The sequence below is a fragment of the Glutamicibacter uratoxydans genome (assembly GCF_006539925.1).
Classification (GTDB): domain Bacteria; phylum Actinomycetota; class Actinomycetes; order Actinomycetales; family Micrococcaceae; genus Glutamicibacter; species Glutamicibacter uratoxydans.
This window is the reverse complement of sequence record NZ_BJNY01000042.1, coordinates 1-1,877: the sequence shown is the minus strand read 5'-3', so window position 1 is coordinate 1,877 and position 1,877 is coordinate 1. Positions and strand designations below refer to the sequence as shown.

Here is a 1,877-nt window from a genome sequence, read left to right as displayed (position 1 = left end):
TCGTTGAATCGAGCAGGGCAAAATCTTAGACAGCAATTTCAATGTGGGGCTCTTCGAACATCAAGGCTCGATTTTTGATTTACGATCAAACTAAACGTTTTGCCCAAGCCGTATTAGGACCGTATTTCAACAAGTCATATACACAGATTGCCTTTGCAAAATTGGTTGCTAGATCCCCATTTGCTCTTACCTTTGATGTTTCAATCTTCAGCAAAAAAGCTTCCAATTCGTCAATATCGATTTCATCTCGTGAAAAAGCGCCGAAGTACGCCAAAGTATCGTCCGTAGTACACTGCCGAGCCATATTATTAAAATCACCAAATTGCTGAGCAGCCTTAGTAGCTTTCTTCCTAAGACTCTTGACGGGACGAAGCTTAGATTCAACGTCACCAAGCCACCGTAATAATTTAGGAGACAGAATATCTGGGTCTTTTATTTGACCATCCGCATTGAGGTACCCACCTAAGCTTAAGTGCTTATAGGCCGGGAAATTTCCTGGGCGACTCAATAAATCAGGTAATGTCATCTTCACAATAAAATCGCTTTCGAAATCGCGATCATGCAGCAGGTCCATGCAGACGTCGATTCTATTCAGTCCCCTGTAACCATGCTTCTGCAATTCAGCAATGACGCCAACACCCAATACGAGATCGACTGATCCATCCCCGTCAAAATTGGCAACATGTAAACGATCATGCTTTGTCTCGTCAAGCACCAATGAATAAACATGTTCTTTGAGATGCCTTAGAGTTTTCGCTGAATATTTGCGTTCAAGAGACTGCAGAGCTGAGAAAACATCCTCGTAGTTGGGCACCGTCAGCATGTGCACAGGGATACTGTGCGTGCCAGCTGCCATAACTGTGCCAACCATGGCTGGCGTCGAGTCAGGCTGCCAATTCACGAAGAGTAATCGATCCTGTAACCTCGAAAGGTTCTTGTCCCTCAGACAATTAGCCAAACTTGAAAGTATTTCTAACACATCAGGATCCCCAAAACCATAGCCAAGAAATATTATTGGATGCTCTGCAAATAGCGTCAACAACTTCGCTGCAAGATAGGTATTACGTCCCTTAAAAGATTCACAATCATCTGTTGTAAATATAATGCTATTCGGATCGCTCAAACTACCATGAATTTTGTAAATTTCCCCAATGCCTGCAGGCTCGGAAAAAACTAGTTCATCCTGACCAACAAATACTTTAAAATCCGGGAAAAGATTCTCCATGAATCCGTCGTAATTCGTTGTAATTACTGCATCAATTTTTGCCTTTCTCAGCAGTTCTATCTCCTGCAAAAGCTGCGAATCATCTGTAGTCTGAGCCTCTTCTCGATTGAGAATTTCAGTAACGTAGACCTTAAGCGCACTTGAAGGATCAATTAGTTGGTCTTCATATTTTTGCCGAAGAGCTGATTCACTTTCTTGCCACATTTTGGTCTTCAGTGGTTCAATTAGTAATTGCGCCATTTGCGGCGAGTTATTACTAGCGGTCGAACGATAATAGCTGTAATCGCGTTCAGTAAGTGCAGCAAGCTCAGCAAGCAGACTTTTCCAATCAGGCAAGTTCAAATACCTGCGTGTTACGCCGGATCCAACGAACAATATTGGTGCCGCCGAAAAATTCCTCAAATGGTCTGAAACCTGTTGAGCAAACTCCGTTAAATCAGTTGGCGATCCCAGTCCAACTTCACTAGTCACATTCTCCCCATTCACGATTAGCGCAACGCGCTTTAACCCCAATATTATAGACTTCTTAATAATCTGATCAAAATATAACCCTTCGGTTAATTTTGACCGTATTTCGTATGAAATAAGATGAAGCGAAACCCCGGTTGTTGAAGAACAACAACCGGGGTTTCGCAATACGCTACCTATAGCT

The 1,877-nt window shown here is 42.7% G+C and carries 1 protein-coding gene; it reads right to left on the bottom strand.

The genetic code is table 11. The annotated features are described in order from the left end of the window. Window positions 1–85 precede the first annotated feature (85 nt). Window positions 86–1,877: SIR2 family protein (locus AUR04nite_RS17730; RefSeq protein ID WP_218024706.1), on the bottom strand; the 1,792-nt coding region annotated here is incomplete at its 5' end.